The organism is Hymenobacter radiodurans (assembly GCF_004355185.1).
GTDB lineage: Bacteria > Bacteroidota > Bacteroidia > Cytophagales > Hymenobacteraceae > Hymenobacter > Hymenobacter radiodurans.
Map to the genome: position 1 here is coordinate 1,359,283 of NZ_CP037922.1, position 26,548 is coordinate 1,385,830.

Here is a 26,548-nt window from a genome sequence, read left to right on the forward strand (position 1 = left end):
CTAATTCTCACCTAAGCATGAAAATAAGATCAACTACTGTCCTGGGAGTGCGCCACAACGGGCAGATTGCCGTGGGCGCTGATGGCCAGGCTACCATGGACAAGCACGTGGCCAAGAGCAACGTGCGTAAAATTCGTAAGCTGCACGATGGCAAAGTAGTAACCGGGTTTGCCGGCTCCACGGCTGATGCCTTTATGCTGCTCGATAAGTTTGAAGAGAAGCTAGGCAGCTATAATGGTCAGTTGCGTCGCGCTGCTATTGAACTCGCCAAAGAGTGGCGCAAAGATCAGTATTTGCGCAAGTTGGAGGCTATGATGGTGGTAGCCGACAAAGACGAGCTACTCATCATTGCTGGTACTGGCGACGTACTTGAGCCTGATTTCGACGTCGCGGCCATCGGTTCAGGCGCCATGTATGCCCAAGCCGCTGCGCTGGCTCTGAAGAAGCACGCCCCTCACCTTACGGCCCGCCAGATGGTAGAAGATGCCCTGCACATTGCAGCAGATATCTGCATCTACACCAACCACAACCTCATGATTGAGGAGCTTAAGTAAAGCTGCTTTTGTAAGCAACCCAGGTCGGATTGAGCGCTGCTAATAATCTTTACTAAGCAGGGCTCGTAATGAACGATTCTGAACTGCTGATTGATTGTACACCGCACACCCACTATTACACTGAACGACGATTCGATGAACGTAACGAACTTCCTCAAGCACCACTACCGCCACTTCAACGCTGCTGCACTGATTGATGCCGCTGAAGGCTACAACAAGCACCTCGCGGAAGGTGGTAAAATGATGATCACGCTGGCTGGCGCGATGAGCACGGCCGAAATGGGCATCCAACTGGCCGAGTTGATTCGCCAGGACAAGGTGCAAATCATCAGCTGCACCGGTGCCAACCTGGAAGAGGATATCTTCAACTTGGTAGCCCACGACTTTTACGAGCGGGTGCCTAATTACCGTGACCTAACGCCCGCCGACGAGCAGGCCTTGCTGGAGCGTCACATGAACCGCGTAACCGACACTTGCATTCCGGAAGAAGAGGCGATGCGCCGCCTCGAGCACTCAGTGCTGAAGTTCTGGGAGCAGGCCGACAAGGCTGGTGAGCGGTACTTCCCTCATGAGTTTTTCTACCAAATCCTGAAGTCGGGCGAGCTGGAGCAGTACTACCAGATTGACCCCAAAGACTCCTGGATGCTGGCCGCCGCCGAGAAAAACCTGCCGATCATCTGCCCCGGTTGGGAAGATTCTACACTGGGCAACATTTTCGCGGGCCACGTTATTTCGGGCGATGTAAAGAATGTACACACCGTGCGTACGGGCATCGAGTACATGATTTATCTGGCCGAATGGTACACTAAGCAGGCTACCGAGGAAAGCAAAGTAGGTTTCTTCCAGATTGGCGGCGGTATTGCCGGCGACTTCCCGATTTGCGTAGTGCCGATGCTGCACCAAGACCTAGGCCGCACCAGCGTGCCGCTGTGGGGCTATTTCTGCCAAATCTCGGACTCTACTACCTCGTACGGTTCGTACTCCGGTGCTGTGCCCAACGAGAAAATCACTTGGGGCAAACTGGGCCAGGACACGCCTAAGTTTATTATCGAGTCGGATGCTACGATTGTAGCGCCGCTGGTGTTTGCTATGGTGCTGGGGCAATAAGTTGCAGTAGCCTTTAAAAGAAAAGCCCCCCACTGGATTCAGTGGGGGCTTTTTTGTGCCTTGATGATAACCCCAGCTTTAGCGGGTCTGTGGTGTAGCAGCCGGCTTAGCGGCGCTAGCTTGCTTTTGCATTTCCTGCTTCATGGCCTCTTTAAACGTAGACCAATTCAGGGCATAAGTGAGAGACACCATAACTATGACGCAGGTCAGATAGCCCAGCAAATAAGTCATGAAGCCGCGCCAGAGGCGGCCAGCTAAGCTCATGCCAGTGTGGGCCAGCAAGCTGCCGTAGGCCCAAGTGGCGTATCCAAAGACTGGCAGCATGAACACTAGGCTGACCGTGCCAATTTGGGCCGTGCCGCTGTATGCGTATAGAACTGGCAGGTACAGCACGGCAAAAAAGTTCATGATGGCCGTGATGAACGCCACAATGATGAGGCACTCGGCGTAATTGTAGCCGCCACGCCGCAAAAACCAACGCGCAAACAGTGCCCACACTGGCACCATGGCTATGTAGCACCAACTCAGGTACTTCATCATGAAGCCAGTGGATGCCTGCTGCATCTGCCACACGGCATCTGGGATGGAAGGGTCTTTAGGCGGCAACATCTGGATGTGCAGCACCGACGACACCAAAGCATAAAAGCTGGTCACGATTAGCAGCAGCGACAGCGGCCGAAAATGGTCGACGCGCTTGCCGGCCAAGTAGGCCCGAATGGTGGGGCCAGGCCGCGAGATCATTGTTTTGAGGGTGAATAAAATGCCCTTATCCACATGCCAGATAGAGTGGGGAATGTCGTGGAGCATGTCGGCCATCGTGAGGCGATGGGTGTGATGGGCGTCTTGCCCGCAGCGGCCACAGAAGCGGTCGGGCACCTCATGGCCACAGTTGAGGCAAGCCATTGCGTGGTGATGCGTAGCACTCAGTGTATCTGAAGCTGAACTGGCAGTAAGCGTAGAGTGCATAGACGAAGTGTATGTAACTTGGAATAAGTAATATCTGAAACAAAAGATATGTAGTTCACCGCAGAATCCCCACTTTTTTTAGGTTGATTTGTTGCGTAAGTGTATCGCCACTTCTGCTACTTATTCTGATTGTATGGCCTCCACACCCATTCCCAGGAAAATTCTGGCTCGCCAGCACGAAATAACGGCTGATTTTCTGCGCCTAATTGACGTGCACATAGCCGATGTAGCGGCAGGGAGGGTCACGGAAATGCTTGAAATTCGGGACTTTGCCGATCAGCTGCACATTCATCCTACGCACCTGAGCAATACCATTAAGCTAACCACGGGCCACTCGCCCTGCTACTACTTTGAGGCACGCATTATGGATATAGCCCGGCAGCAACTCACGGATTCCAACCGGTCCGTAGCCGATATAGCCACTGGGCTCACCTTCGACCCTTCCAATTTTACCAAGTTCTTTAAGCGCTTTGCGGGCTGCACGCCCAAGCAGTACCGCGAGCAACAGTGGGCAACTCAGCGAGCAGCAAAAACGGAAACTGTCACCATTTAAACTGAAGCTGTCACCATACTTTAGGGTATTCGTCGGGCCACCTTTGTGCTATCAACTTAACACTGAAAGTTATGAGCACAAACAAGATAGCCCTCGTTACGGGTGGCAGCCGGGGCCTCGGCCGCAATAGCGCCCTCCAACTCGCCCAAGCCGGCCACGACCTCATTATCACCTACCGCAGCAAAGAAACAGAGGCCAAACAAGTTGTGACCCGAATAGAAGCCTTGGGTCGTAAGGCCGTAGCTCTGCAACTCGACACCAGCATCACGGCCTCGTTTCCAGCGTTTGCGGCCACTGTAACCCAGCACCTGCAGCAGCACTGGAACCGCAGTACTTTCGATTTTCTCATCAACAACGCCGGTATCGACGCCTCCTCGCCCTTCGCCGAAACGACCGAGGAAGACTTCGATAACCTGCTGAATGTGCACTTCAAGGGGGTGTATTTTCTGACGCAGAAGCTCCTGCCCCTGCTGGCCGATGGCGGCGGCATTGTGAATTTCTCGACTGGCTTGGCGCGCTTCACCACGCCGGGCTACGCGGCTTATGCCTCCATGAAAGGCGCCGTGGAAACGCTGACAAAGTACATGGCAAAAGAGCTGGGCGGCCGCGGCATTCGCGCCAATATTGTGGCACCTGGTATCATCAAAACTGACTTTACGGCTAAAGTTCGGGAGGCGCATCCGCAGCTAGAGCAGTATATGGCGGGCAATACCGCCCTAGGCCGTATCGGTGAGCCCGATGATATTGGCAGCGTAGTCGCCTTCCTGTGTTCCGACGCGGCGCGCTGGGTAAACGCACAACGCATAGAAGCTTCTGGTGGCTATTCATTGTAAGCCATTGAAAATGCATAAAAAAGCCCCCAGAATACTTCTGGGGGCTTTTTTATGTGACCTAAGGTCAATTTACTTTTTGGTCACGCGCACATCTACGCGCCGGTTCTGAGCGCGGCCTTCAGGAGTGTCGTTTGAGGCTATAGGGTGCTCCTGCCCGTAGCCTTCGGCGGCTACGCGGCCGGCCTCAATGCCGTTATCCATCATCGCTTTGCGGGCGGCGTTGGCACGGTCGGCGCTGAGCGTTAGGTTCATATCGGCTTTGCCCTTATTATCCGTGTAGCCACCTAGCTTGATGGCTGCATTGGGGAAAGCTTTCAGAATAGCTGCTGCATTTTTCAGCTGCGCCTGCGACTCAGCCGTGAGTGCAGACTTGCCCGTGGTGAAGTACACGCGGTCCAAGCTCAACCAACCCTGCGTTTTGTCATCGCTCACGGTTTGGTTTGGGTCGTTCAGGAAATTATACAACCGGGCTTCAAACGAGTTGCTGCCCACGTTTAGCACCGTGCCATCGGGTAGCTTAATGTCGGTGTTGGCACCGGTATCGTAGATGTAGTTGCCGCTGGCCTCGTCATAGCGACCGGTAGGGGCCGCGATGGGGGCAGCAGCTACGGCAGCTGTGTCGGTCGTCATTTCGGTTGTGGCTGGCGCGGTGGCTTCGGGCTCTTTATCGCAGCCGCGCACGAAGAAAAACGCCGCTGCAAGAGCCAGAAGGCCCAACAGTATCCAAGGCCACCGGCTCGGCGAATCGGCGACGGCTTCCACGTCGCGGGCGGTGTTGCGGACCGCGTCGCCGGTGCGGTTGGCGGCCGCCGAAACGGTATTACCAAAGGTATTGGTAGCCGCGCTGGCGGCGCTGCCTACGCTGGCCGCTGCTCCACCCAGACCCAGACCGGAGAGCATGCCGCCGATGTTGCCGGGCAGGCTGCCCAAAGCACCCATTATGCTGCCGCGCTGGCTGCTCAAGTAAGTTCCAAAGCCGTTGGAGTCTAAGTTGTTATCGGCCGCATGCTTGCCCAGCAAGCCCAAAATCACTGGCGTAGCCATACCCATCAGGCTGCTCGTGGTAGATGTGCGCACGCCGGCCTGCTGACTGATGCCATCTACGGCGGAGGTATAATTGCTGCCAAATACGGAGCGCAGCATTTCGGCTCCCTTATTTAGTAGGCTGCCATCGGTGGCGGGTGCGGTGGTGCTGGTGCTGCTAGTGCCGCCTACCAAACTGCCCAGATTACCTAGAATGCCGCTGCTGTGCGCTTGGCGGGATAGGTCGAATAATTCGGTGTTACCCCCAGGCTGTTGGGAGCGAGCAAATAATCCGCCTAATACCAAGGGAATTATGCTTTTCAAGGCTGTGCCAATACTACTTTCGTTTTCGCCCAGCGCGTTGCTGGTTTGGCGTACGGTGTCGCCACTGAAGTAGCTCTGAACAAGCTCTAATAAATTCTGGCTCATAGGGTTTTGGCATTTAGTGAAGAGATATATCAATATACGAATCCTTTCCACTTAAGGGCGTTTTTATAGATATTTTAATCTTAAGTAGAACTTATTTCTGACGAGATGATGACTATAGAATTGGCGCACGGCACAAAAAAGCCCCCCAGTCATATGGCTGGGGGGCTTTTTTGTGCTTGAAGAAATCTAGAATCGGAACAGCGGACGCTCAGGATTCCAGATGCCCCACGGAATCATGAGCAGCACCAATACCAGCGCCACAGCAAACCAAATAAAGGCTTTTTTGTGCTTGGAGACGGGGTTGATAGCTTTCTTGGAGAGCGAGCGGCCCACCTGTGCAATGATAACGGCGAGAATCATAGTCGCGATATGCTCCACACCCCAGAAGCGCAGTTCGGGATTTTTCATGGCGGCGCCCATGCTTTGGGTGGCTGCCTTTGCTACCGGGCTCAGCCCGAAATACAGAATCAGGCCCAGCAGCAGTTGCAGATGCATGGAGCCCACAAAGGCGGCTGCCATGCCATTGTCGGCACCGAGATAAGGACGACGATTTTGCCAACCTACGAAGGCGCGGTACAACGCAATCAGCCCAAAAATAACCACCAGCCAGCGCGACCAGGAGTGCAGCGCAAGTACGATATCATACATAGGAAAAGGGAAAGGTGAGGCGGTAAAGGTCGGGAGTGGGAACGAAAATGCCACATTGGGGGGCAAAATCTTGGTTGATGGCCTTTATTAGAGGGTGGCCGAAAGGGAAAAGCTAAAAAAGCAGTGGGGCTTTTTCATTTTTATGCCCTTCAAAAGCGAAGACTTTTTCCTGCACGAACTGCTCGCCTTCCTGCCGCAGAATAGCGATGTTGTTGATGTTGAGCCTCAGGTTAAACGTCTCCTCATTAAGGTGTTGGAGCACTGGTCCCAGTAAATCCGGGGAGGTGTCGTGCAGGGCCAGCGAAATGTGCGGCATCCAGCAGTCGGGGCCGCTGAACTTATCGGTGCGCAGACAAAGCGGCGCGGTGGCATTCACGATGCGCATGTGCAGCTGGTTAAGCGCGTCGGAGCGCAGTACTGGGATGTAGATTACCGGATTGGGCCCCGGAAACACTCCCAAGCCCGTCGTAAAGGCCGGAAATGGCTTGGTAGTGCGGGCTACATCGCGCAGCACAGATTTCAGCAACGACAGCTTACGCACCCCCGCCAGCTGGTAGGTGATATGCGGATCGGCGGTGGCCTGCACGTCGTCGAGGCCAAACTGCGTTTCCAACTCCTTTATAATGCGGTTGATGCGCGCCGCATTGGGCGGACTGAGCAGGGTAGTGATTGCGAGCATAGGTCCCTAAACTACCGAATCTTGTGTAGGGTTTGCCCGCGCCCGCACTTGCTGGGTGAAGTTTTCGCTTTGCCCGCGCGGCACACTCAGGTTTTGCCACGCATCCCCCCGTATCATCTTGGCTAAAAATACCAGTTGTCCTACGTGTAAGCTGTAGTGAGCCACCTGCCGTTGCAACGCTTCCAGCACCAAGTGCGCCTCGCCCCGGATCGTAACGGTGCGCAGCAAATCGCTGGGCTGCAACGTGTTCAGTAAATCGAGTAAGATAGCCCAGGCCTGTTCCCACTGCTGCTGTAAAGCCGGTACGTAGCTGGCAGCGGTGGAAGTAGGTTCCTCAAATTCTTGGTCTCGGCTACGGGTTGGCTTTTCGCCGTCGGTGGTCAGAAAATCGGTGAAGCGGGAGCGGAGGTTGCCCACCATGTGCTGCACAATCACGGCGGCGCTGTTGGAGCCGGGGGCGGGACTGTATAGCCAGTCATCGGGCGTGAGCTGCGCCAGTGCTCGATCGGCTAGCGTTTTGTACTGCGCAAAGGTGGTGCGGAAATTGGCCAGTACAGCTTGGCCCAGCGTATCATTCGGCGGCATTGACATAGCGCTTGCAACGAGGGTTTAACAAGTACTAGATTACAAAAAAGGCTGCCCAAATGCACGGGCAGCCTTTTGGTTTTTGCGGATAGCGCCGCTGGGTTCGCTAGTTTAGAACCGAACTTTATTGATGCTGAAGTCTGATACTGGCGGATTTTGCCCCCCAAATAGCGCGCTCAGGTAAGCGTAGAGCACATAGGTTTCGCTGCCGCGGCGCGTGAGGGTTGTTGGGAAGACGTTGCCGGTGGCAAAATTGCCCCCCACAGTAGCCGAAGCGAAGTTATCTGTCGAGGTAAGGCGAAATACGGTGCTTTGGCTGTTTGATACGACTAGCAGCGTACGGTTATCTTGGAGCAGAATGCCGTCGGCACCTTCCAGATTCTGAGCGCTGGCCACCGGGCTAAACGCGGCGGGGTTGCTCAACGGCACTTTATACACTACGCCCTGTGTCGATTGGGCCACCAGCAAATAGCCATCGGGATGATAAGCGATACCGTTCAGGCCGAATGCGCCGGCTGGGGCGGCTAGCTGGCTGCTCTCGAGAAATACAGAAGCATTGCCCCGTAAATCGACCTTGTAAATAATGGGCGAGAAGCTATCCGTGATATACGCATTGCCCTGCGCGTCGACGGTAATATCATTAGCAAAGTGCCCTTGGCCAGGCCGCAAAGCCCCCAAGTTAACAAAGGTGTCAAGCTTGCTATTGTCGGAGTTGAAAATAGCGAGGGCCGCCAACTGGCCCGCAGTGGCGGCGGTAGAGCGGCTCGAATTAGCACCCGGATCGGAAACGGCCGCCAGAAGCCGCTTGCGGTCCGCATCGAGGTGGAGGCCGATGGTGGAAACCAGGCGGGCATCATCGGCAAACACGCGGTAATTGCCATTGTCCTGCACCTGCCCAATTGCGCCGCGCGTCAGGGAGCTGACGAAGAAATTATTGGTTTTGTCGTTGTACTGCACGCCTTCGGGATACAGCGCGGGCTGGGTGAAGGTGATGGTGTTTGGCCCAACAGGGGAGGGAAGCGCTCCGTTGTCTTCGGAGCAGGAGGAAGCGACGCTCAGCAAGCCACCAAGCAGCAAAGCAGAAAAAGCGCGCGGGGAGAAAGAGTAGGACATAATGGGTGGATAGGTAAGCTGGAACATGGATGCTAAACCAGCAGGACCCAGTAGTGGGGGTTGGTGGGGGCTTTTATTCGTTGAACGGGGAGTAAGCTCCGCCGAAATGCCCCCACAGCCTTTGATTGCGTTCGCTTACTACCAACTATTCCACTGCGCCGGTGTTATTGGCGCACACGTTATCCCCGTTTTATGCTGCCGGCCAAGCTCACCAAAGGCAACCTTCCCACCAAGATCTGCGCCACCTGCGGCCGCCCTTTTGAGTACCGTAAGAAGTGGCGCAACTGCTGGGATGAAGTGAAATATTGCGGCGAGAAGTGTCAGCGCTCTAAGCCCAAAAGCCAGGCGTAAAAAGAAAGCGAAGCCCGCAGGCTTCGCTTGTAAAAGTATTGCGCGCTACGAAAAAAGCCCCCCGATGCTGCTATTTGTGCTTGTGGCCGGGCTCGTAGATCAGGCGCAGGAAGGAGCTGAGCCGCTGCTCTTCCCGCCGTACCGGAATGCCCCCCACAATGCCCACAAGTAGATTATCGGCAATACCTACGCGCATCTGGGGCCGGATGGTCATGTCAAAGTCGCCGTGCTGCCACCCTTTGTTGAACTCGACGCCCAGAAAGTTGCGGGTGCCTGGTATCATGTAGTGAAAGCTGGAGTTGAGCTGATACGACCACTCGACGTGGCCTGTGGCAAAGTGCTGATCGGCAATGGGGCCGGTATAAATCAGGGAGTGATAATTGTCGCCCCAGCGCTTGGCCGCCACGAAGAAGGGACTGTACACGTTGCCCGTAATAAACTTCTGATTAAGCTGCCGAAACTCATTCATGGTCAGCTCATTAATGTAGCCAACGGCCATCGAGGTCTTCAGCTTCTCCGAGACGAAGAAGGAATATTGAAAAGCCGTTTTTAGCCCATTTAGTTGGCTGCGGGGCTGCCGCACATCTTCCCCGCGGGCACCAGAGTAGAAAGTCAGGGGCACTTCTACTTCCAGCCCCAGGCGGTTGAGGGGCGCCCACTCGTATTCGACCAACACCTCGTAGCTGTCGTAGCGCAGATTATCGGTCAGGCCCGCGCCCACATTCCACTCTCTTTCGCCTTTTCGGGCGCCCAAGTCACGGATAAGGTCAACGAACAGAGGCTCGGCGTGCAGCACTTTATTCGGCTCCTGCGCATCCTCAATTTCCTGCACATAAAGGCTGTCGAGCGTGCTGTTGGTTGGTTCCGTGGGTTCAAGTTGTTGGGCCCAAGCCGAAGAAACTGTCAGGCAGAAAACCGACAAAAGAAGAGAAAGAAATTTCATGAAAATAAAGGATTAGCGAAGCCGCCGGCGAACAAAAACGTTGCCGCCAGCCTGCTAGGCCACTATTTTTAATCACCTTTTAACAAGAAGCTGCCATAACCGTTTCTACTCCGACGCGAACTGACAGGGCACACAACGCACGCTGTAGTAGCGAATGAGCAAAGGTTGTATCTGTACCAGCAGCGGTAGCTGTACCCACTTTTATTCCAGTGAAAAATAACCGCCGTGCCGTGGCGCTCCTGTTCACGGCCAATGCTATTTCTGGCTTTGCTCAAGGCATCACGATGCTGGCCGTGCCGTGGTTTTTTGCCCGCCAAGGCGCTTCCAGTACCTTTAATTTATTGTACGGACTAGTCACATTTGCCTCCTTATTCTGGGGCATGTACGCGGGCGCCTTAGTCGACCGTTTCGACCGGAAGCGGGTGTTTTTGGCGTCGAATATGGTGGAAGGGGCAGTGCTGCTCGGCGTGGCCAGCTATGGCTTTGCGACGGGCGGTGTGCCGCTGGGGGGCATTTTGCTGGCTTTCACTACCACCGTGTTTGGCTACGGCATTCACTACCCCAACCTCTACGCCTTTGCCCAGGAAATCAGTCTGCCTAAAGACTACCCGCGTATCACTTCCGCCATCGAAATTGTGGGGCAGGCTACGTCGGTGGTGAGTGGAGCGCTGGCGGCGCTGTTGCTGGAGGGCTTGCCCGCGGGCCAAACGTATACTTTGTTTGGGGCGCAACTAGCCTTGCCTTTTTCGCTGGAAGCCTGGCCTTTGCATCAGATATTCCTGCTCGACGGCATTACTTACGCGGTGGCCGTTGGGCTCATCGCTTTCATTCGTCACCACCCAGTCATACATACCCAAGTAGAGTTGGGCTCACTCTGGAAAAGGCTGGGTACGGGCATCACATATCTGCGGGAGCACCGCGCCGTGTGGGTATTTGGCCTATTTTCCTTCTCGGTGTTTGTGGGGCTGCTGGTTAGCCTGAATGCACTTATGCCCCTATATGTGCACAATCATTTGAAAGCCGGAGCGGGCGTATTTGGCGCAGCCGAAGTCGCTTACGCCGTGGGGGCCCTCAGTGCTGGCCTTTTTGTGCGGCGGGTATTTCTGCGCCACCCCACGTTGCGCTCCGTCATTGTACTAATGATGATTGCCGGAGTAAGCTTTGGCGTAGCTGCGGCCACGCGGTCAGTGGGATTATTTCTGGCCTTTTCACTGGTTCTGGGCTTCACCAATGCAGGCACGCGTATCCTACGAGTCAGCTACTTGTTTGTGCACGTGCCGAATGAGGTAATTGGGCGAGTAAACAGCATTTTCAACGTCGTAAATGTGCTTTTGCGCACTGGCTTCATTCTGCTGTTCTCGTTGCGGTTTTTCACCCTGGGCTCCAATATAGCGTGGGGCTATGCCTTGCTGGGGGGCTTTATTGTGGCCTCGGCAGCGGTTCTGGTGGTGCGCTACCGCGAGCTAAGCGCCACGCCAGTTCCGGCCTAGCCTCCGGCGCAGGTGGGGGGCTTTTCTGGGCTCCGAATCTGGGAGTTACACGTAGCGTTCCACGAAGCATAATCATTTCTATATCGTATACCCAGCTTCCAATGCGCGCTTTTTTTACCCTCACTAACGCTACACCAGTGCTGTATTTTCTGCCATTGCTAAAGTCGAGCTTCAAATAGCATAATTAACGGATGGCATGAGGCTTTCATGAGGTAGATATATGGAGGAAAAGGATGAATTTTCTCCGTATAAAGTGCAAAATGCATGAGAATAGTTTAATGAAATTGCGCAAAAAATACTTATTTAAGTGATATAAATACGGGTTATTGGATTTTGTGAAATATAACTGCTACCTTAATTACGTATGGAGATAGTCAACAATTTTCACCACTTAATACAAATAATTATGTCGCATATTTCTCACAAAAGCTCCGAGGCAGAAAATGCTCAGGAGGAAGTACTAGTGCCCCTGCAACGCCGGGCGTTTCTGCGCTACTCTGGTGCCAGTGTGGCTTTGGGCGGACTGGTTTTGTCTGGCTGTACCGACGACCGTTTGAATGATATATTCAAGCAGGTTGACCGCAACAGCGGCGTAGTAAATGTAGGCAGTGGTGATGTTGGCATTTTGAACTATGCGTACGCGCTCGAGCAACTGGAAGCGGCTTTCTACGCTAAAGTGACTCAGGAGCAGTATTATCTGAACGCCACGCGCGCCGAAAGAATTATTCTGAAGGACCTGGCCGATCACGAAAAAATTCACTCTGATTTCCTGTATGCCGCTATCAAAGCGGCGGGGGCCATTCCGATCAAAAAGCTGACCCCTGATTTCTCGTCCGTCAACTTCGCCAGCCGGGCTAGTGTATTGGGTACGGCCAAAGCGTTTGAAGATCTGGGCGTAGCTGCCTATAACGGCGCTGGTAAGCTGATCAGCAACCCAGCGTATTTGACGATTGCTGGTAAAATTGTGTCGGTAGAAGCCCGCCACGCGGCTCTTATCCGCGACTTGTTGCAGAATGGCACTTTCGTAGGACCCGATGTAGTCGATCTGAACACAGGTTTAGAGAAGTCGAAGTCGCCTGCCGAGGTAGCTGCTGTTGCCAATACTTTCTTGGCTCAAGGCTCCAAAATCGATGTGAGCAGCCTGCCTAAGGACTAAGGCTAGTCCGCAACATTCTATTCCTTCTATCGTCAAAAAACTTACCCCATGAATATTCTCAAAATCATTACCGAAATCGAGAAAGTAGATCCAGAAGTCTACGAGCGTCTCGATCAGCGCCGCCAGATGTTCAAGCATTTCGCTGGTTTCGGCAAAAAGCTCGCCGTGGCCGCCGTGCCACTGGCAATGGGCTCCATGTTGCAGAAAGCTTACGGCCAATCCAGCGGGCTCAGTGCTCAGATTCGTGAAGTTTTGAATTTTGCCCTCCGCCTGGAGTATCTGGAAACGTATTTCTACCAGCTGGGCTTGGAAGCACCAGGTCTGCTCACGGGCCAGAATCGCTCCGACATCAACCTGATCTATATCGACGAGCAGAATCACGTCAAGTTTTTGCGCTCTGTGCTGGGTGCTGATGCTATTCCGGATCCTACGGTTAATGCTTTCGACTACACCGGCGCCAAGGGTGGTGCTCGTCCGGCGCTACTGCCTAACGTATTCAGTAACCTCGGTACTTTCTTGGCATTAGCTCAATCGTTTGAAGACACTGGGGTACGCGCTTACAAAGGTGGCGCGCCGTTGCTCATCAGCAACAACACCGTACTGGAAGCTGCTCTAAATATTCACTCTGTAGAAGCCCGTCATGCTTCGCACTTGCGCACCATGCGCCGCGGCGGCCCACAAAGCGAGCCCGGTGATCCAAGCAGCGCACCTCAAAGCTGGCCCTCGCTCAATGATAATGGCGGCCCGGCACCTGCTATTACGGCGGCCATCTATGGCGCCGGTAACCCAGCCAGCTTGTACCCTAGCGAAGCCAACGTAGTTCAGGGTGGCCTCAATGTTCAGAATATCAGCCAGGTATCGCCAAACGAAGCCTCTGAGGCCTTCGACGAGCCTTTGGATATGGGAACGGTGCTTGCCATTGCCGCCAACTTCATCAAATAAGCGCGAATCCAGTTTGCTTAAGCTATTAAAGGACAGCCCTCAAGGCTGTCCTTTTTGTTTTAAACGAAATCGGAGCTGATTTCAATGCTGCCAGACAGCATTCTTGTTTTCAAGAAAGCCGCTAAGCAACCTTATTACCCTGGTTTCTATCTACCTTGACAAAGATTGAACTATCCGCCCAATGCGCTCCTATCTACTTTTTGCTTTAGTCTTATGCAAGGCTGTCCTGTTCACAACACTATATGGGTATGCTGGTATTATCCGGGGCCGGGTGACGGATGCGCAGGGAACAGCGCTGGCCTACGCCAACGTGGCGGTGCGCACCACTGCCACCAGTACGGCCGCTAATGAGCAGGGCGATTATCAGCTAAAATTGCCCCCCGGTCGCTACGAATTGGTGTTTCAGTACGTGGGCTACAAGCCGCGCATCGAAGCCGTGCAGGTAGCCGGCGGCGACACGCTGACGGTGCTCAACGTGAGTCTGCAAACCGAGACCTATAAAGTAGGTGAGGTGCTGGTACGCTCCACCGACCGTGACCCCGCTTACGCCTTGGTGCAGCACGCTATTCAGTGGCGACGCTACCACCGCTCGGAAATTGCAGCCTTCTCAGCGCGCACTTATATCAAAGCCATCATTCGCCTGACCGATGTGCCCGGCAAGATTCTGGGTCTTATCAAAACGGATCCTAGCCTTAAGCCGGGAGTCATTTATTTGTCAGAATCGGTGTCGGAACTATCGTTTCGCCAGCCGGGCCAGATTCGGGAACGCATGATTTCCTCGCGGGTAAGCGGCAGCAGTAAGGGCTTTAGCTTTAATCGAGCGTCGGGGCGGAGCTTTAATTTCTACGATAACCTGATTCAGTCGGGCTTCTCAGAGCGCGGTTTCGTGTCGCCTATTGCCCAGAACGCCATGCTGTTCTACCGTTACGAGCTAGTGGGCACCAGCACCCAGGATGGGCGGCAAATCCATAAAATACGCGTCACGCCCCGCCGCCGCAACGACCCGGCTTTCACCGGCTTTATCTATCTGGTTGATGGCACCTGGCGTATCCACAGCCTGGAATTGAGCTTGAGTAAGAATTCGGGAATCGAGTACGTGGAGAGCATTCGCATTGCCCAGCAGTTTGCGCCCGCGCCGGGGCCATCGGATGTGTGGGTGATGCAGTCGCAAAAGGTAAACTTGATAGGGGAGGGGCTGGGGTTTAAAGGCAACGGCTCGTTCAACGCTATCCTGTCTAACTACCGCGTCACGCCCACCTATCCCAACCGCCCCGACGAGAAAGTAGTAGCCGCCGCGCCTGTCGCGCCTGAAGCAACGCCCGCCCCTGTGGGCCGCGAAACGGTAGCCGATGTGAAGAAGCAGCGCCCCGATCTGGGGGGCATTTCTCGCCAGGTGCGCAAGCAAACCAAGCTGGCCGATAAGCAGCTGGAGCAGCAAGCCCGCGAGGCCGGGATTGAGCCACTGGCCAAAGGCGAAGTAATGCGCGTGGAAGAAGGGGCCAACGAGCGCGACTCGGCCTATTGGGCCCAAATCAGGCCCATTCCGCTCACCGACGAAGAGGCCCGCGACTACCAGGTAAAGGACAGCACAGAGGTAATTAAAAGGTCGAGGCCCTACCAGGATTCGCTGGACCGCAAGCGCAATGAGATAGAGCCCGCCGAAATTCTGCTCACTGGCTACGAGTATTCTAACTCGTTCCGGCGGCGCACCGTCCGGCTAGAGCCCATCTTCAACACCTTGCAATACAGCACGGTAGAAGGCACTATTGTAAATGCTCAAGCCACCTTTACCCAGCGCTACGAAGACCGCCGCAATTACTCTTTCACGCCAACGTTGCGCTATGGCTTTGCGGCCAAACTGTTCAGTCCGAGCCTATCGGGTGGCTACACGTACAAGCCGCTTTCATTTAGCCGCATAGGCTTTATCGTGGGCCGTACCATTGAGAATTTCGACCCAGCCAGCCAGCTGACGCCATTCATTAACACCCAGTACACGCTGCTGCGCAACACCAATTACGCCAAATACTACCAGCGCGACGGGGGCGAAATTAACTTCCGCACCGAGCTGGTTAATGGCCTGACGCTGCGCACTGCCCTTGGCTACGCCGACCGCCGCGAGCTGCCAAACGCCACCATCAAAACCATTGTGGATGTGCCAGGTCGCGCCTTCACGCCCAATGATCCGATAAATGAAGAATTGCCCAGCGGCTCCAGCTTCGGTCGCAACCAGTCACTCACGGCTTATGCCGAGCTGCTCTGGCAACCGGGGCAGCAGTACATTATCCGACCGACGGGTAAGTTTAACCTAGGCTCCAAGTACCCAACTTTCCGGTTGGGGCTGCGGCAGGGATTTGGCGGCGTGCTTGGCTCCGATGTGCGCTACTCGCGCCTGGAAGGCGGCTTGCGTAAGACGCTGGAGCTGGGTCTTTTCGGAGAAAGCAACTTCGACTTGACCGTGGGGGGCTTTTTGGGCCGCCCTCAACTCTCGTTTATGGACTACCGGCACTTCGCCGGCAACCAAACCATTTTCGCCGCCGACTTCAGCCAGTTTCAGCTGCTCGATTACTACAACTTCAGCACGCGCCGCAGCTATATTGAGGGCCACTACAATCACCATTTCAACGGCTTCTTCCTGAATAAAATACCGCTGCTTCGCCGCCTGAAATGGCAGGAAGTGGCCACGCTAAATTACCTGCGTACGCCCAACGTCGGGCATTATGTAGAGCTAGGCGTAGGCGTAGAGCACATTTTCAAGGTATTTCGGTTTGATGTGTATACAGCCCTGCGTTCCGGCCAGAAGCTGGATACGGGTATTCGCATCGGGGCTGGCTTTTAGAGCCTTCATGTTACTACGCCCGGTCATGTTAACGTAGCCGGTCATGCAGAGCAATGCGAAGCATCTCGCGTGCGGTCGTTGCCAAGCTAAACAATGAAGCACGCGAGATGCTTCGCGTTGCTCTGCATGGCGTTCTGAAATCAAGAGCCACAACTGATTCCCACTTTCCCACCCGCGCCCCGCTAGCTACCCAAGCCAACTCATCTTATCTTAACAAGAAAAAACAGAAGATGAACCGAAGAGTATTTCTGCGTAACAGCAGCTTAGTTGGCGTCGCCCTTTCCACCCTCTCCCTCGACGCCTGCACCTCCGATACGAAAACTGCCGCTGCCACCGCCGCTGATACCGACGATACCTTCGCTCTCAATGAAATAACGGTAACGGAGCTACAGGAGAAAATGAGTGCGGGCCAGTACACTTCCCGCAGCATCACCGAGCTGTACCTGCGTCGCATAGCAGGAATAGATAAAAAAGGCCCCCAGCTGCGCTCTGTCATTGAGCTGAACCCCGATGCGCTCAGCATTGCGGATGAGATGGACAAAGAGCGCCGAGCCGGCAAAGTGCGCGGCCCGCTCCACGGTATTCCCGTCCTCATCAAGGACAATATCAACTCCGCCGACCAGATGCAAACCACCGCCGGCTCGTTGGCGCTGGCCGGCAACAAAGCCTCGCAGGACGCCTTCATTGTCAAGAAGCTGCGCGAAGCTGGCGCGGTGCTGCTAGGCAAAACCAATCTGAGCGAGTGGGCTAACTTCCGCTCCACGCGCTCGACTAGCGGTTGGAGCAGTCGTGGGGGGCAAACCAAGAACGCTTATATCCTCGACCGTACGCCCAGCGGCTCCAGCTCCGGCTCGGGCACCGCTGTGGCTGCCAACTTCTGCGCCCTGGCCATCGGTACCGAAACGGATGGTTCTATTGTGTCGCCGGCCTCGTGCAATGGGCTGGTGGGCTTCAAGCCGACGGTGGGCCTGCTCAGCCGCACCGGCATTATTCCCATCTCCGCTACCCAGGACACGGCCGGCCCCATGACGCGCACTGTCCGCGACGCCGCCATCCTGCTCTCCGCCATCGCCGGCCCCGATCCCGCCGACCCCATTACCCAGCAAAGCGCCGGCAAAACGGCCTCCGACTACACCAAATTCCTGTTTCCGCAGGCGTTGGGGGGCAAAATTATCGGCGTGGAGAAGTCCCACCTGGAAGGCAGCTCCGACGCTATTCCGCTATTCAAAAAAGCCATTGAGCTACTCAAAGCCCAAGGAGCTACTATTGTAGAAGTAGACGTGCTCAAGCAGATCAACCCCTTGGGTGAGGCTGAATACGACGTGCTGCTCTACGAATTCAAAGACGGCGTAAACAAGTACTTAGCCACGGCCAACGCCAAGGTGAAAACCCTAGCCGACGTTATTGCCTTCAACAAGCAAAACGAGCCCAAGGCCATGCCTTTCTTCAAGCAGGAAATTCTGGAAGCCTCTCAGAAGCTGGGCGACCTGAGCACCCCCAAATACCTGGAAGCCCGCCGCAAATCGTACGCCGGCGCCCGCCAGATTCTCAGCTCTACGCTGCGCAACAACAGGCTCGCCGCCATCATCGGCATTACCAACAGTCCCGCCCCCGCCATCGACCTGATCAACGGCGACTCCTGGCCCGGGCCAGGCTTCTCGTCGCCCGCCGCTATGGCTGGCTACCCGCACATTACGGTTCCCATGGGCCAGGCGCATGGCCTGCCGGTTGGCTTGTCCTTCGTCGGCCCGGCGTACGGGGAGGCGGGTTTATTGAGCGTGGCCTACGCCTACGAGCAAGCCTCGAAGCAGCGTAAGGCGCCGGAGTTTCGGGGGCCTTTTGTGGGGTAGGAGTGAACCAGTTGCTTGGCTGTGCCGAGCGACTGCGGAGGATAATCAACAAAATCTAAACCTATTGTTTACCTGAAGGTCACTCTTATGTCAGTTTTATAGAAAAATGAATAATAAAAATATATTAATCGGATTTCCACAGCCATTACTCTTAAAATGGTTGTCTGCTGTAGCAAATATTGTATTTGCGTTATTTGCATGTATTGTATTTTCCGTGTCTGAAAAAAATGACTACGGAATATCCCTACTTATTGTGTTTTGTGTAACATCATATAGTATATATTTACTGTTAACGACAGCAAATGTATCTTTAAAGGATGGGGTAATATATATTGAACATGCTATTGAAGGTGAAATAAGAAAGTCCTTTAACAATTTTGATAAGGTTAATATAGGCTTTTGGAATTGTAAAATATATTTTAAAGACGGAACAAAATACAAGTTTTTTATAGGTGCCAAAGGACTTCTATATTCCTTAGTTGGAAATAATGAGTATTATTCAAAGCTTATTTGTAAAACAATTGTGGATTATGGATACCATGCAACGTTATCAATGAAAGGAGACGCTAAAATAAGCTTTAAAAAAAGCGCTTAGCATACAAAAACAAGTTGTCTTTCAGCGCTCTTGTCCTTCTTGTCTCTATCATTGAGTCACTTACACGGTAGTCTCCCACCAACGTGGTTGCGGACCCCTGGTTGTTGGTAGTAACTGAGGGTTATACTTTCTCATTCACAAAGAGCCATATAGGTCGTACCTTTGCAGCTTCATAGCAAAGTAGGATGATTTCCATTAACGACTTAGACTTCCATTTTGGCTCGCGTACGCTCTACGACAAGGCCAGTCTCCACATAAAGCCCAAAGACAAAATCGGCCTGATTGGGCTGAATGGAACGGGCAAATCCACGCTGCTGCGCATTCTGGTGGGCGAGTACAAGCCCGACGGTGGTAGCATTCAGATGGGTAAAGAAGTGTCGTTGGGCTTCCTGAACCAGGATTTGCTCAGCTACGACACCCACGAGAGCATCCTCAACGTGGCCATGCAGGCCTTTGAGGAAGCCCTGAACGTGCAGAAGAAAATTGACCAGATTCTGGTCGAGTTTGAGAATAACTATCACGACGACCTCGTGCAGAAGCTCGCCGATTTGCAGGAGCGCTTCGAGGCCCTGGGCGGCTACACCATGCAGGCCGAGGCCGAAGAGATTCTGGAAGGTCTGGGCTTCACGACCGAGGAGCTACAGCGTCCGCTCAAAACCTTCAGCGGCGGCTGGCGGATGCGGGTAATGCTGGCCAAAATTCTGCTTCAGAAACCCTCGCTGCTCCTGCTCGACGAGCCTACCAACCACTTGGACCTTCCCAGTATCAAGTGGATTGAGAACTACCTGGCCGACTACGAAGGCGCCGTTATCATCGTATCCCACGACCGTGAGTTCCTAGACCGTACCACCAACACGACGGTGGAAGTGACGGGGGGCAAATTGGTGCAATACGCCGGTAACTACACCTATTACTTGGAGGAAAAGGAAGAGCGCAACGCTATCCAAAAAGGTGCTTTCGAGAACCAGCAGGCCCAAATCAGGCAGGCAGAGAAGTTTATTGAGCGCTTTAAAGCCAAAGCCTCCAAGGCCAAGCAGGCCCAAAGCCGCGTGAAGATGCTCGACAAGCTGGAGCGCATCGACGACGTAGCCAACGACGCGGCCCGCGTGAACATCAAATTCAATTTCACGGTGCAGCCCGGCCGCCACATCCTGCGCATGGAGCATGTGGGCAAGAAATACGGCGACAAACTCATCTTCCGCGACACCAACCTGCACATCGAGCGCGGCGACAAAATTGCGCTCGTCGGGGCCAACGGTAAGGGCAAATCCACGCTCATGCGCCTAGTAGCAGGGCAGGAGGCGCCCTCCAACGGCAACCACCAGCTCGGCCACAACGTGATTATGTCGTTCTACGCCCAGCACCAGCTGGAAAGCCTGAACGTGAACAACGAGATTTTGCAGGAGATGAACGAGGCCGGCTCTAAGCGCAACGAGATGGAGTTGCGCTCCGTGCTGGGTTCCTTCCTCTTCACCGGCGAGCAGGTATACAAGAAGATTAAGGTGCTCTCGGGGGGCGAAAAAAGCCGCGTGGCCCTAGCCAAAACGCTCATCTCGGAAGCCAACTTCCTCCTGCTTGACGAGCCGACCAACCACCTGGACATGCAATCAGTGAACATCCTGATTCAGGCCCTGGAGCAGTACGAAGGCACCTACATCGTCATCAGCCACGACCGTTTCTTCGTGGAGAACGTGGCCAACAAGATCTGGTTTATCGAGGATTACCAGCTCAAGGAATACCCCGGCACCTACTCTGAGTTTGAGCAGTGGATGGAAGACCGCGACAAAGCTGCCAAGAAAGCGGCTCTAATTGCCCCCCAGCCCTCTGCTAAAGCCGCTTCCAACCAAAAGCCAGCGTTTAAAGCTGAGCCGGCCAAACAAACCAGCAACGGCAGCACCAAAAGCAGCCGAGAGCTACAGGAAGTAGAAAGCCGCATCACTACCCTGGAAAAGGAACTGGCCCAATATGAAGCTCAACTCGCCGACCCCGGCATCTACAGCAATGCCGCCCAGTTGAAAGACGCTACGCTTAAATTTGAGCAAGTGCAGAAAGAGCTGACTCTCCAAACGAAGCGCTGGGAAGAGCTCGTGTGAGCAAGTGTAAAGTAGCTTATTAGGTATACAAAAAAGCCCCCTGAAATATTTCTGGGGGCTTTTTCTTTAACGAATAACAATTTGTGAAGGCATTAGAATTCTTACTCAACGGCCTCATCACCTTGACGCCGATCATTAAAGGTAATTATCTGAAGCTATATACATCAGCCCTGCTTTTAAAAACCTGATGTTGTACGCCGCTCTCAAACGCGGCAAAGTTGAAGTAGAATCTATTGCATTACGGATATTTAATATTATCTTAAGTAACGCATCCTTTATACTTAAAAGTAATTCCATGAAAAAGACATGTTATTTAATCGCACTTCTACTTTGCGTTAATACAATTAATGCCCAAAGCCAGAATTCAGAAAAAGAAATCAGGAATCTAGAGCAAATCGAAGTAAAAGCCGTTCTGGAAAAAGATTCGACAATGCTTTTGAAGTTGTGGGATAAAGAATATGTGGTTAATTCACCCGACAACGTAATTGTTTTTCCTGGAAAAACAACTTTGGATAGGCCCGTTATGAAAAGATCTAGAATGTCTTTTGCCCGTAACACCGAACAAGTTATTTTTAAAGGTGATATGGCTTTTGCAATGGGCAGCGAAACTGTTGTCACTACCGGTGATCAATCCCAAGCAGCACAAAGCATCAAGAGACGTTACACAAATGTCTGGATGAAAAAAAACACCAGTTGGAAGTTGGTTGCCAGGCATGCGAATATCATTTGTCGAGAATAAAGAACTTTGACATCAATAGTCCAATCTATCTTGTTTTAAATTTCTAACGTCAATTTCAGCTTGAATTTGCTTGAGATTTTGTTTTTGAATTTGTGAGTTCTTATAAATCAATAATATTAAAAATAATGGAATGGCAATATAGAGGAAGCCAAAGCCCTTCGTTACAATACCATAAATCATTATACCTACCATAAAACCTATCAGGCCCGCAGAAAAAACTGCGTTCTTTTTAACTTTTTTCTCCTCTATTAACAACTCTTCAAGTGTTAATTCTGAGTAATCTTTTTTATCAGACATAGTTTATTGTGTTGTTAGATTTTGTGTTGACTGTTTTGGCCACTACCAATAGCTGTTTACTCACCACACTGCCTCACGGATACAGCAGATACTTCAAGCGCCGCTGCTTGTACTGGCTGAGCTGCGGCTCCCAGGAGGCGCGGATTTCCTTGGCCGACTTGCCCGCTTCTATCTGTTGGCGAAACTCGGCCACGCCGGCCAGCTTGTTGATGTCGCCCATTTCCTTGCTGAGGCTGCGGTCGAAGAACTGGGCTTTGTTGGGGGAGGCGCGGTAGAGCTCCAGCATCCATTCAATGTGAATGCGGCCGGAGGTGCGCAGCTGGCGGGCGTCGAAGCGGCGCAGGTCGAGGCCGTAGCATAGCTGGTCCATGAATAGAGGCGTTTCGCTCATGCCTTTAATGCTGGTGGGCGTGAAGGAGAACGGATACTTACCTTTCAGGTGAGGGCTGCCCAGCACCGTGAACGGAAACTGCGTGCCCCGGCCCAGGTTGATGTACGCTCCCTCAAACAAGCACACCGATGGGTACAGCAGCACGCTTTGCTGGGTGTTGAGGTTGGGAGAAGGCGGTACCGGTAGCGTGTATTCCAAGTCGTGGCGGTAGTTTTTGATCTGCACGATGCGGAGCTTGCAGGTGCGCTTATCCGGTAGCCAGCCTTCGCCGTTTATCATCTTCGCAAACTCGGCTATGGTGAGGCCGTGTGCAATGGGAATCGGAAACTGCCCGATGCCCGACTTGTACTGCATATCCAGCACGGGGCCGTCGATGAGGTAGCCGTTGGGATTGGGTCGGTCCAGGATGAGTAGCTCCTTATTGTTCTCGGCGCAGGCCTCCATGATGTTGCGCAGCACGTTGATGTAGGTGTAAAAGCGCGTCCCCACATCCTGCACGTCGAACAGCATCACGTCCACATCGGCCAAATCTTCGGTGGAGGGCTTGCGCTTAGGGCCGTAGAGGGAAATAATGGGAATACCCGTGGCCGCATCCACTTCGTTCTGCACCTTCACGCCGGCGCTGGCATTGCCCCGAAAACCGTGTTCCGGCCCAAACACCTTCACGATGTTGATGCCCCGCTTCTGAAGACTATCCACGAGGTGACGCCGGCCGATGATGGTGGTGGGGTTCGCCAGTACACCTACGCGCTTGCCTTTCAGATAGGGGAGGTACTGCTCCGTTTGGTCGGCGCCGGTGATGATGGGGGGCTTTTTTGGCGTCTGCGGAACTGGCAGCAGGAAGCTGGTCAGCCAGAACAGGGGCGCTAGAAAATTGGAAAGCAGAATGTTGAGCATAGGAGCGCGGGATAAAGTCACCGTTAAGATAGGAAGCTGCCGCAGACCGAAGCGCCTGAGCAGGTCTGTGGTAAGAAGCGAAGCGCTAGGGCCTGCGCCGCAAAGTGATTCTACAGCAGGGCATAACCCGTGGCAAGTCCTATCTTCGCCCTTATGCGTCGCTACCTCTTTCTACTTCTGCTTGCCACTGCTTGCGTGCCCCTGGGTACGCCCATCACCGACCCTAATGCCGCCCGCTCGCCCGGCCAGCAAAGGCCCCCGAGTATTACGCCGACAAAACCCTGCGTTATCAAGACTTCATCTATAACCCCGATGTAAAGTCGGTGCAGTGCTACGTAGGCACGGGCCAGCCGACGGAAGTGTTTCAGCCGCCGGTAGCGCCGTTGCAGGGGCAAGGCTTTACGCTAGAGTTTGATTTGCTGGGCAGTAAGTCGGAGCGGCTGACGGCAAAGCTCGTGCACTGCGATGTGGACTGGAAGCCCTCCGTGCTCACCGATATGCAGTTTCTGAACGAGATAAACGAGTTTCTTATCACCGATTACCGCACTGGCGTCGGTACCAAAGTGCCTTACTACCACTACCGTTTGCGCGTGCCGCCGGTCAAAATCAGTGGTAATTACTTGCTGGTGGTGCAGAGTACGGGGCGCGTGCCGCTGCTTACGCGGCGGCTGATGGTATACCAAAACGACGTGGAAGTAGACCTGCGCCAGGGCATTCCGGTGGCAGGCGAGGAGCGCTACACCTTGCAGCAGGTTGACTTCGCCATTCGCTACGGCGCCATGAATCTGGTGAATCCGGCCCAGGAAGTGAAGGTGATTCTGCGCCAGAATTTTCGCTGGGATAACGCCAAAATCAATCTGCGGCCCACGTTCGTGCGTGATGCCGAGCGTCTGCTCCAATACCAGTATTTCAACTTCGAAAATGCCTTTCCGGGCCTCAGCGAGTTTCGCTTTTTTGACACCCGCTCCCTGCGCGTACTCGGTCAGGGCATGGCCAAACTAGACCCTGAAGCCAACCCCCGCGCTGTACTCCTGACGCTGGAAGGCACCCGCAACGGCCAGGGCTACACCCAATATGAGGATATCAATGGCCAGCGCGTATTTGAGAACCGCGAGTACGGCAACGGCGACTCCAATGCCGACTACGCCAACGTGACGTTTGAGCTGAAAGCCGAACAGCCCGCACCCGGCCCGGTATACATCATTGGCGCCCTCACCGACTGGCAGTTTAAGGATGAGTTTAAGCTCACCTACGATGCCGAGAATCAGATTTATCGCACCACGGCACTGCTCAAGCAAGGCTACTACAACTACTACTACGCCACCCAAACGCCTCAGGGCCCGAATAGTGTGCCGTGGGAAGGCAGTCACCAAGAAACCGAGAACCAATATGATCTGCTGGTGTACTACCGTCCGCCCGGCACCCGCGCCGACCTGCTGATCGGGTACCAGACGATAACTGCCAATGCCCGCCGACCCTGAGCGAAACAGCGACGAATAAAAAGCCCCCAGCCGCACACTAACGCTTTTTCTAAGCGACAGAAGATGCAAGTGCGCGGCTGGGGGGCTTTTTTGCAGGAACCTGCTGAGCAGCACTCGCTCTAAAACTGGAGCTAGAAAACTAAGAGTCTAGTTCCCCTCCTCAGTTGAGGAGGGGTTAGGGGTGGTTGAAGACGTTAGAACAAGTCTAGAAGTAAATAACTAGAGTTAGTATCGTCCAACGATTAGCAACTACCCCTAACCCCTCCTCAACTGAGGAGGGGAACTAGACTCTTAGTTTTCTAGCTCCAGTTGCCTGTGTTGATTATACATAAGCTAATGCGCATAAGTGACCTTGAATGTCATCACAGGCAGCAGCAGGCAGAATTATGTAACTATTCGGCGACGTTGGCGTTGCAGGAACACTCCTAGTTTCCTGCTCCTTCCACGCCTCCAGACTAGTGCTGGGGGCTTTTTTGCCACCCACTCCAATGAAAAGATCCTTCCTCTTCGCTAGCAATGCGGCATTTCTGCTGCTGTTGGCGGCCTGCACGACGAACCCCGTCACGGGCAAAAAGCAAGTCAGCCTGATGTCGGAAAGTCAGGAAGTAGCGCTAGGGCAGCAGTCCGACCCACAGGTGCTTGCCCAGTTTGGCTTGGTAGATAATCCAGCTTTACAGCGCTTTATTCAGGATAAAGGCCAAAAGATGGCTGCTGTATCGCACCGGCCAGAACTCAAATATGAGTTCAAGATTGTCGATTCGCCGGTTATCAATGCCTTTGCCGTACCGGGTGGCTACGTGTACTTTACGCGGGGCATTATGGCTCATTTCAATAATGAGGCACAGTTTGCGGGTGTGCTGGGTCACGAAATCGGGCACATCACGGCTCGCCATTCAGCTCAGCAGCAAACCAAAGCCACCTTTGGGCAATTGCTCCTTATCGGCGGCATGATTGCCTCGCCCCAATTGGCTCAATATGGCGAGCAAGCCATGCAGGGCTTACAAGTGCTCTTCCTCAAATTCGGCCGCGACGACGAGCGCGAATCTGACCGCCTGGGCGTGGAGTACTCCACCAAAATCGGCTACGACGCCAAGCAGATGGCCGATTTCTTCCTTACGCTTCAGCGCGAGCAGGATAAAGCAAGCGCCGCGGCTGGCGCCGAGCCCATTCCCGATTTTCTCTCTTCCCACCCCAACCCCGAAGACCGCTACAACACGGTAAAGCAACTAGCGGCCGAGACCCAGCAGCAGGTCGGTACAACCAACCTGGCTGTTGGCCGCGACTCCTACCTGCGCATGATTGAGGGCTTGGTGTATGGCGAAGACCCCAAGCAGGGATTTGTGGAGAACAATACCTTTTACCATCCTGAGCTGAAGTTTCAATTCTCGGTTCCTACGGGCTGGAAGCACCAAAACTCCCCCCAGCAGTTTCAGATGGCCGCCCCCGATGGCAAAGCCCTGATGGTACTGACGTTGGCCCCGGTGAGTCGTTGGAAGCGGCGGCCCAGCAGATGGTGCAGCAGTTCAAGTTACAGCCCGTTGAGTCGAAGCAGCTGACGGTGAACAGCTTCCCGGCTCTGGCTGTCGTGGCTGATCAGGTGGCTGAGCAACAGCAAGGCCAACCCCAACAGCAGCAGGGATCCGCTACGCGGGCGCTGATCTACCTTATTCAGGATGGCAAAACCATCTATGCGATGATTGGCGCCAGCAGCGGCCCGGATTTTGCAACTTACTTCCCAACGTTCACCAGTTCGATGGAGAACTTTCGCCGCCTCACCGATGCCGACAAGCTTAACCGCCAGCCTGAACGCGTCCGGATAAAGTCGGTAACCAGCGCTACTACCTTGTCGCAGGCCCTGACCCGCTTTCAGGTACCCAACGACCGTCTGGAAGAAATGGCTATCCTGAATGGCATGCAGCTTACCGACCGCCTGACGGCCGGTCAACTCATCAAGATAGTAGCAAAATAAAGTTTAGCAGTCCTTCCGTTTAGAGCGA

At 53.9% G+C, this 26,548-nt stretch carries 26 protein-coding genes; 17 read left to right on the top strand and 9 right to left on the bottom strand.

All coding sequences use genetic code 11. From position 1 onward, the window contains the following. The first annotated feature begins 17 nt into the window (after window positions 1-17). Window positions 18-554: an ATP-dependent protease subunit HslV gene (gene hslV / locus EPD59_RS06940; RefSeq protein ID WP_133272147.1), complete on the top strand. Its 537-nt coding sequence runs from the start codon at window positions 18-20 to the stop codon at window positions 552-554. Window positions 555-689: 135 nt separating this feature from the next. Then, entirely contained in the window at window positions 690-1,661 is a 972-nt protein-coding gene (locus tag EPD59_RS06945) for a deoxyhypusine synthase family protein (protein ID WP_133274616.1), read from the top strand. A gap of 78 nt (window positions 1,662-1,739) precedes the next feature. On the opposite strand, the gene EPD59_RS06950 is transcribed toward EPD59_RS06945, so the two are convergent. After that, window positions 1,740-2,627 carry a DUF3667 domain-containing protein gene (locus tag EPD59_RS06950; protein ID WP_133272148.1) on the bottom strand — a complete coding sequence of 296 codons (888 nt, stop codon included), beginning with the start codon at window positions 2,625-2,627 and terminating at the stop codon, window positions 1,740-1,742. Window positions 2,628-2,760: 133 nt separating this feature from the next. Here EPD59_RS06950 and EPD59_RS06955 point away from each other — a divergent pair, with 133 nt between their 5' ends. Together EPD59_RS06955 and EPD59_RS06960 are read left to right on the top strand one after the other, a co-directional pair. Continuing rightward, window positions 2,761-3,180, top strand: coding sequence for a helix-turn-helix domain-containing protein (locus tag EPD59_RS06955; RefSeq protein ID WP_133272149.1), 420 nt, complete (start codon window positions 2,761-2,763; stop codon window positions 3,178-3,180). A 71-nt stretch (window positions 3,181-3,251) separates the two neighbouring features. Then, the gene (locus tag EPD59_RS06960) at window positions 3,252-4,013 is read left to right on the top strand and encodes an SDR family NAD(P)-dependent oxidoreductase (RefSeq protein WP_133272150.1); all 762 of its coding nucleotides are present in this window, start codon (window positions 3,252-3,254) and stop codon (window positions 4,011-4,013) included. A gap of 69 nt (window positions 4,014-4,082) precedes the next feature. Here the strand turns inward: EPD59_RS06960 and EPD59_RS06965 are convergent, their stop codons facing one another. The 5 genes from EPD59_RS06965 to EPD59_RS06985 all read right to left on the bottom strand — a co-directional run bounded on the left by EPD59_RS06965 (window position 4,083) and on the right by EPD59_RS06985 (window position 8,490). Further along, window positions 4,083-5,465: an OmpA family protein gene (locus EPD59_RS06965; RefSeq protein ID WP_133272151.1), complete on the bottom strand. Its 1,383-nt coding sequence runs from the start codon at window positions 5,463-5,465 to the stop codon at window positions 4,083-4,085. A gap of 186 nt (window positions 5,466-5,651) precedes the next feature. Continuing rightward, entirely contained in the window at window positions 5,652-6,113 is a 462-nt protein-coding gene (locus EPD59_RS06970; RefSeq protein ID WP_133272152.1) for a hypothetical protein, read from the bottom strand. Window positions 6,114-6,225: 112 nt separating this feature from the next. After that, window positions 6,226-6,792, bottom strand: coding sequence for a 2'-5' RNA ligase family protein (locus tag EPD59_RS06975; RefSeq protein ID WP_133272153.1), 567 nt, complete (start codon window positions 6,790-6,792; stop codon window positions 6,226-6,228). A gap of 6 nt (window positions 6,793-6,798) precedes the next feature. Beyond that, complete coding sequence (locus EPD59_RS06980) at window positions 6,799-7,383, bottom strand: DUF1572 family protein (RefSeq protein ID WP_205703493.1); 585 nt, start codon at window positions 7,381-7,383, stop codon at window positions 6,799-6,801. Between the two features lie 105 nt (window positions 7,384-7,488). Then, window positions 7,489-8,490, bottom strand: a complete 1,002-nt coding sequence (locus EPD59_RS06985; RefSeq protein WP_165963503.1) for an SMP-30/gluconolactonase/LRE family protein — start codon at window positions 8,488-8,490, stop codon at window positions 7,489-7,491. 192 nt (window positions 8,491-8,682) lie between these two features. Between EPD59_RS06985 and EPD59_RS06990 the strand changes: the two genes are divergently transcribed. After that, window positions 8,683-8,841, top strand: coding sequence for a DUF2256 domain-containing protein (locus EPD59_RS06990; RefSeq protein WP_133272155.1), 159 nt, complete (start codon window positions 8,683-8,685; stop codon window positions 8,839-8,841). 70 nt (window positions 8,842-8,911) lie between these two features. Here EPD59_RS06990 and EPD59_RS06995 read toward each other — a convergent pair whose 3' ends face one another. Further along, complete coding sequence (locus EPD59_RS06995) at window positions 8,912-9,784, bottom strand: HAEPLYID family protein (protein ID WP_133272156.1); 873 nt, start codon at window positions 9,782-9,784, stop codon at window positions 8,912-8,914. Window positions 9,785-9,993: 209 nt separating this feature from the next. Here EPD59_RS06995 and EPD59_RS07000 point away from each other — a divergent pair, with 209 nt between their 5' ends. The 8 genes from EPD59_RS07000 to EPD59_RS07035 all read left to right on the top strand — a co-directional run bounded on the left by EPD59_RS07000 (window position 9,994) and on the right by EPD59_RS07035 (window position 21,485). Further along, window positions 9,994-11,274 (top strand): MFS transporter, encoded by a 1,281-nt coding sequence (locus EPD59_RS07000; protein WP_133272157.1) that lies wholly within the window; start codon window positions 9,994-9,996, stop codon window positions 11,272-11,274. A gap of 406 nt (window positions 11,275-11,680) precedes the next feature. Then, entirely contained in the window at window positions 11,681-12,430 is a 750-nt protein-coding gene (locus EPD59_RS07005) for a ferritin-like domain-containing protein (protein WP_133272158.1), read from the top strand. Window positions 12,431-12,478: 48 nt separating this feature from the next. Beyond that, a complete protein-coding gene (locus EPD59_RS07010; protein WP_133272159.1) occupies window positions 12,479-13,372 on the top strand; it encodes a ferritin-like domain-containing protein in 894 nt (297 codons plus the stop codon). Window positions 13,373-13,553: 181 nt separating this feature from the next. After that, window positions 13,554-16,208, top strand: coding sequence for a DUF5686 and carboxypeptidase regulatory-like domain-containing protein (locus EPD59_RS07015; protein WP_133272160.1), 2,655 nt, complete (start codon window positions 13,554-13,556; stop codon window positions 16,206-16,208). A 230-nt stretch (window positions 16,209-16,438) separates the two neighbouring features. Then, the gene (locus EPD59_RS07020; RefSeq protein WP_133272161.1) at window positions 16,439-18,058 is read left to right on the top strand and encodes an amidase; all 1,620 of its coding nucleotides are present in this window, start codon (window positions 16,439-16,441) and stop codon (window positions 18,056-18,058) included. 106 nt (window positions 18,059-18,164) lie between these two features. After that, window positions 18,165-18,653, top strand: a complete 489-nt coding sequence (locus EPD59_RS07025; RefSeq protein ID WP_133272162.1) for a hypothetical protein — start codon at window positions 18,165-18,167, stop codon at window positions 18,651-18,653. Window positions 18,654-18,838: 185 nt separating this feature from the next. Continuing rightward, on the top strand, window positions 18,839-20,746 hold the full coding sequence (locus tag EPD59_RS07030; RefSeq protein WP_133272163.1) for an ABC-F family ATP-binding cassette domain-containing protein: 1,908 nt from the start codon (window positions 18,839-18,841) through the stop codon (window positions 20,744-20,746). 187 nt (window positions 20,747-20,933) lie between these two features. Further along, complete coding sequence (locus tag EPD59_RS07035) at window positions 20,934-21,485, top strand: YybH family protein (protein ID WP_133272164.1); 552 nt, start codon at window positions 20,934-20,936, stop codon at window positions 21,483-21,485. Between the two features lie 12 nt (window positions 21,486-21,497). Here EPD59_RS07035 and EPD59_RS07040 read toward each other — a convergent pair whose 3' ends face one another. Further along, window positions 21,498-21,782, bottom strand: coding sequence for an FUSC family protein (locus EPD59_RS07040; protein ID WP_133272165.1), 285 nt, complete (start codon window positions 21,780-21,782; stop codon window positions 21,498-21,500). 73 nt (window positions 21,783-21,855) lie between these two features. Continuing rightward, window positions 21,856-23,070 (bottom strand): exo-beta-N-acetylmuramidase NamZ family protein, encoded by a 1,215-nt coding sequence (locus tag EPD59_RS07045; RefSeq protein ID WP_133274618.1) that lies wholly within the window; start codon window positions 23,068-23,070, stop codon window positions 21,856-21,858. Between the two features lie 153 nt (window positions 23,071-23,223). On the opposite strand from EPD59_RS07045, the gene EPD59_RS21535 reads away from it, so the two are divergent. The 4 genes from EPD59_RS21535 (at window position 23,224) to EPD59_RS24280 (ending at window position 26,520) form a co-directional block, all read left to right on the top strand. Beyond that, window positions 23,224-23,388, top strand: coding sequence for a hypothetical protein (locus tag EPD59_RS21535; protein WP_165963504.1), 165 nt, complete (start codon window positions 23,224-23,226; stop codon window positions 23,386-23,388). Between the two features lie 5 nt (window positions 23,389-23,393). Beyond that, the gene (locus tag EPD59_RS07050) at window positions 23,394-24,551 is read left to right on the top strand and encodes a type IX secretion system plug protein (RefSeq protein WP_165963505.1); all 1,158 of its coding nucleotides are present in this window, start codon (window positions 23,394-23,396) and stop codon (window positions 24,549-24,551) included. A gap of 488 nt (window positions 24,552-25,039) precedes the next feature. After that, on the top strand, window positions 25,040-26,107 hold the full coding sequence (locus EPD59_RS07055) for a M48 family metalloprotease (protein WP_317128474.1): 1,068 nt from the start codon (window positions 25,040-25,042) through the stop codon (window positions 26,105-26,107). Then, on the top strand, window positions 26,062-26,520 hold the full coding sequence (locus tag EPD59_RS24280; protein ID WP_317128475.1) for a hypothetical protein: 459 nt from the start codon (window positions 26,062-26,064) through the stop codon (window positions 26,518-26,520). Before EPD59_RS07055 ends, EPD59_RS24280 begins: the two co-directional genes overlap by 46 nt. Window positions 26,521-26,548 lie beyond the last annotated feature (28 nt).